We start from the raw sequence: 4,207 nt of genomic DNA on the forward strand, positions 1-4,207 counted from the left end.
CGAGCTGCACTGGCGGGGCCAGGTGGCGCAGACCACCGACGAGGCCGAGCTGCGCGCCGCACTCGCCGAGGGTCCGATCACGGTCTATTGCGGGTTCGACCCGACCGCGCCGTCGCTGCACTTCGGCAACCTCGTCCAGCTCGTCCTGCTGCGCCGCCTGCAGCGCGCCGGCAACCGCGTCGTCTGCCTGGTCGGCGGGTCCACCGGGCTCATCGGCGACCCGCGACCGACCGCCGAGCGGGTGCTCAAGACCAAGGAGCAGACCGCCGAGTGGGTCGACCGGATCCAGGCCCAGGTGCGCCCGTTCCTCGACTTCGACGGCGAGAACGCCGCGGTCATGGTCAACAACCTCGACTGGACCGCGCCGATCTCCGCCCTCGACTTCCTGCGCGACGTCGGCAAGCACTTCCGCGTCAACCAGATGATCAAGAAGGACGCGGTCGCCGCGCGGCTGAACTCCGACCAGGGCATCTCGTACACCGAGTTCAGCTACCAGATCCTCCAGGCGCTGGACTACCTGCACCTCTACCGCGAGCACGGGGTGACGCTGCAGACCGGCGGGCAGGACCAGTGGGGCAACCTCACCGCCGGCGTCGACCTGATCCGGCGCGCCGAGGGCGCCTCGGTGCACGCGCTGACGACGCCGCTGCTCACCGACGAGGCCGGCAACAAGTTCGGCAAGTCCGAGGGGAACGCGGTCTGGCTCTCTGCCGAGCGGACCTCGCCGTACGCGTTCTACCAGTACTGGATCAACGTCGAGGACGCCTCGGTCATCAAGCTCATCAAGGTCTTCACCGACCGCACGCCCGACGAGGTCGCCGAGCTCGAGCGGTCGCTGGCGGAGGAACCGTTCAAGCGGCTGGCGCACCGCACCCTCGCCGCCGACGTGACGACGCTCGTGCACGGGGCGGACGCGACCGCCGCGGTGCAGGCGGCCTCGGAGGCGCTCTTCGGCAAGGGCGACGTGCGGGCGCTGGACCCGCAGACGTTCCGGGACGCGACCGCCGCGCTCGGTGGGGGAGAGGTCCAGGTCGGCACGGCCGTCATCGACGCCCTCGTCGCGGCCGGGCTCGTCGACTCGAAGAAGGCCGCCCGGCGGGCGATCGCCGAGGGTGGCGTCTCGGTCAACGGGGCCAAGGTCACCGACGAGGCGGCCGTGCTGGGCGAGCAGGACTTCCTCTTCGGCGCGGTGGCGCTGCTGCGTCGCGGGCGCAAGAACCTCGCGGCAGCCCGTGTGGTTGATCACGCCGAGTGACGTGTGGTTGATCACGCCGAGTGATGGATCCGCGTGGCCTATTCGGGGGTATAGGCCACGCGGATCCATCACTCGGCGCAGGGGCGGGACCTGCGGCGATGTAGCGTGGCCTCGACGTCACACCCTCGGAGGACAACATGCGGACTGACGAAGTGCGAAGCCTGGCCCACCTGATGCTGTCGTTGACCGACTTCACCCTGACGCGCACCCTCGAGGTCGTGCGGGTCGTGGACAGCATGATCTCCCCGAACGCGCGCAAGCACCAGTCGATCGGGGACCCGCAGAACCCCGACCTCGACCCGCGCGGGTGGCCCGAGCAGCCCGAGGAGCAGTTGGCGTCCCCGGCGGCCGATGCCCTGCTGCGGCGTCGCGCCGTGGCGTCGACCTCGACCGGCTCCGACGGTGACGAGGCGGCTCCGGCCCCGGTGAAGAAGACCCCGGGGCGCAAGGCTCCGGTGCGTGGTTCGACCTCCCGCAAGGCGGCCTCAGCCGGGGGCGGCGACAAGCCGAGCACGCTGCGAGCGGTGCCGGACCTCACCGATGCTCCGGCAGCCGCATCCGCGGACACCGCACCGGCCGCGGCGACGAAGGCTCCGGCCGCGAAGAAGCCTGCCGCGAAGAAGGCAGTCACCAAGACGGCGACGAAGAAGGCCCTTGCCACGAAGGCGACGGCGAAGAAGGCCCTTGCCACGAAGGCGACGGCGAAGAAGGCCCCCGCGAAGAAGGCTCCGGCCACCAAGACAGCAGCCAAGAGGACACCTTCCAAGAAGGCTGCGCCGGCCACGAAGTCGGCCGCGACCCCCTCGACCCCCGCGAAGGCTGCGACCCCGGCGTCGTCGACTCCCGCGAAGGCTGCAACCCCGGCGTCGTCGACTCCCGCGAAGGCTGCGACTCCGGCGAAGAGCGCGACGCCCGCCCCCGCGGCAGCGCCGACGACCAGCACCACCTCGGCGAACCCCACCACGCCCACCCCGAGCACGCCGACTCCGACCACCACCTCCACACCCGCCACGATCACGCCGGCGCCCACCACCACCCCGAGCACCCCATCGAGTGCTGAGTGACCCAGCCGGTCACTCCCGCCGACCTGCGGCGCTCGACCACCGGCGCGGACGTCGTCGAGGCATCGGGGATCCAGGCCCTGGAACAGGTCCACCCCGACGACCTCGACGGCATCCTGACCGCCGGGGAAGCCGTGCACGACGTCCTGCGGGCCCGCCTGCAGGACCTCACCCACTGACCGGCGTGGCGCGCCGACTCGACCTCGAACTCGTCGAGAGAGGACTAGCCCGGTCACGTACCCACGCGCAGGAACTCGTACGCGACGGATCGGTCCGGGTGGGGGAGGACGTGGCCACCAAGCCCGCCCAGAGCGTCGAGGAGGGCACGACCATCTCCGTCACGACGACCGGCCCGACCTGGGTCGGCCGCGGCGCGGAGAAGATGGTCGGTGCGCTGGCCGCCTTCGGCCCGCAGGGGCTGAGCGCGGCCGGGAAGCTCTGCCTCGACGTCGGCGCGAGCACGGGCGGGTTCACGCAGGTGTTGCTCGCCCACGGCGCCGAGCACGTCATCGCGCTGGACGTCGGTCACGATCAACTCGACCCGGTCCTGGCCACCGACCCGCGGGTCACCGACCTGCCCGGCACGAACATCCGCGACGTCACCCCCGAGACCATCGGCGGACCCGTCGACCTCATCGTCTCGGACCTGAGCTTCATCTCCCTGCGCCTGGTCATCCCCGTCCTGGCGACGCTCATCCGCCCGCGCGGTGACCTCGTGTTGCTCGTCAAGCCTCAGTTCGAGGTCGGCCGGGAGCGGCTGGGCCGGAACGGGATCGTGCGTGACGACGCCGCACGACGCTCCGCCCTGCTCACCGTCGCCCGCTGCGCCATCGACGCCGGACTGGCCATCCGTGGGGTCGTCCCCAGCCCGATTCGCGGCGGCACGGGCAACGTCGAGTACCTCCTGTGGATGTCCGAGTCGAACGAACCCGGGTTGACGTGGCAGTCTCTGACGAGCACGGTCGACGCCTTGGCCGTGACCGACCACGATCCCGAAGGAGGCGCAACCGCGTGAGTCGCCGCATTCTGCTGGTTGCCCACCCCGCCCGTCCGGAGGCTCATTTCACCGCACTCGGGGTTGCTCGCCGGTTGCAGCAGGCCAACATCGAGATCGCCATCGACCGCGACCTGGCGCACACCGACCTCGCGGACCTGCCCGGGGTGATCATCGCCGAGGAGCACGAGGCCCTGCGCGGCTGCGAACTCATCGTCGTCCTCGGCGGTGACGGCACGATCCTCCGGGGCGCCGAACTGGCCCGCGGCACCGGAGTCCCGATCGTCGGGGTCAATCTCGGACACGTCGGCTTCCTCGCCGAAGCCGAACGCGAGGCGCTCGACAGCACCGTCGAACGGATCGTCGCGCGCGACTACGTCGTCGAGGAGCGCCTGGCCGTCGAGGTCGTCGCCACCAAGGACGGCACCGAGCTCATGCGCAGTTGGGCCCTGAACGAGGTGTCCATCGAGAAGGCCGCCCGCGAACGCATGCTCGAACTGGCCCTGGGCATCGACGGTCGCCCACTGTCGTCGTGGGGCTGCGACGGACTCATCGTCGCGACGCCGACCGGGTCGACCGCCTATGCCTTCTCCGCCGGTGGACCGATCGTGTGGCCGCACGTCCAGGCCATCCTCGTCGTGCCGATCTCGGCCCACGCGTTGTTCGCCCGGCCGATGGTCATCGGCCCGGATTCGACGGTCATGGTCCAGATCGATCCGCAGACCGAGGGATCGGCCGTGGCCTGGTGCGATGGTCAACGCGCCGTCGACCTGCCGCCGGGCACCCGCATCGAGGTGCGGCGCAGCCCCGAGCCGGTGCGGTTCGCGCGACTGACGCGCGCGCCGTTCACCGACCGCCTCGTCGCCAAGTTCGACCTCAACACTCGAGGCTGGCGGG

Annotated in this window: 5 protein-coding genes; all 5 read left to right on the plus strand. The window is 71.0% G+C overall.

The window, feature by feature from the left end; all coding sequences use genetic code 11:
* Nucleotides 1–1,255, plus strand: a 1,255-nt coding sequence (tyrS, locus tag KD1_RS13615; protein WP_068402792.1) for a tyrosine--tRNA ligase, incomplete at its 5' end; no start/stop codon positions are given.
* Between the two features lie 137 nt (nucleotides 1,256–1,392).
* On the plus strand, nucleotides 1,393–2,319 hold the full coding sequence (locus tag KD1_RS17430; protein WP_157073356.1) for a hypothetical protein: 927 nt from the start codon (nucleotides 1,393–1,395) through the stop codon (nucleotides 2,317–2,319).
* Complete coding sequence (locus KD1_RS17435) at nucleotides 2,316–2,495, plus strand: hypothetical protein (RefSeq protein ID WP_068402796.1); 180 nt, start codon at nucleotides 2,316–2,318, stop codon at nucleotides 2,493–2,495. Before KD1_RS17430 ends, KD1_RS17435 begins: the two co-directional genes overlap by 4 nt.
* A gap of 5 nt (nucleotides 2,496–2,500) precedes the next feature.
* Nucleotides 2,501–3,331 carry a TlyA family RNA methyltransferase gene (locus KD1_RS17440; protein ID WP_068402798.1) on the plus strand — a complete coding sequence of 277 codons (831 nt, stop codon included), beginning with the start codon at nucleotides 2,501–2,503 and terminating at the stop codon, nucleotides 3,329–3,331.
* The coding region (locus tag KD1_RS13635) for an NAD kinase (protein ID WP_068402800.1) at nucleotides 3,328–4,207 on the plus strand (880 nt) is incomplete at its 3' end. The genes KD1_RS17440 and KD1_RS13635, both read left to right, overlap by 4 nt.

The organism is Kribbia dieselivorans NBRC 106261 (genome assembly GCF_001552435.1).
In the GTDB taxonomy this organism is placed as follows: domain Bacteria; phylum Actinomycetota; class Actinomycetes; order Actinomycetales; family Dermatophilaceae; genus Kribbia; species Kribbia dieselivorans.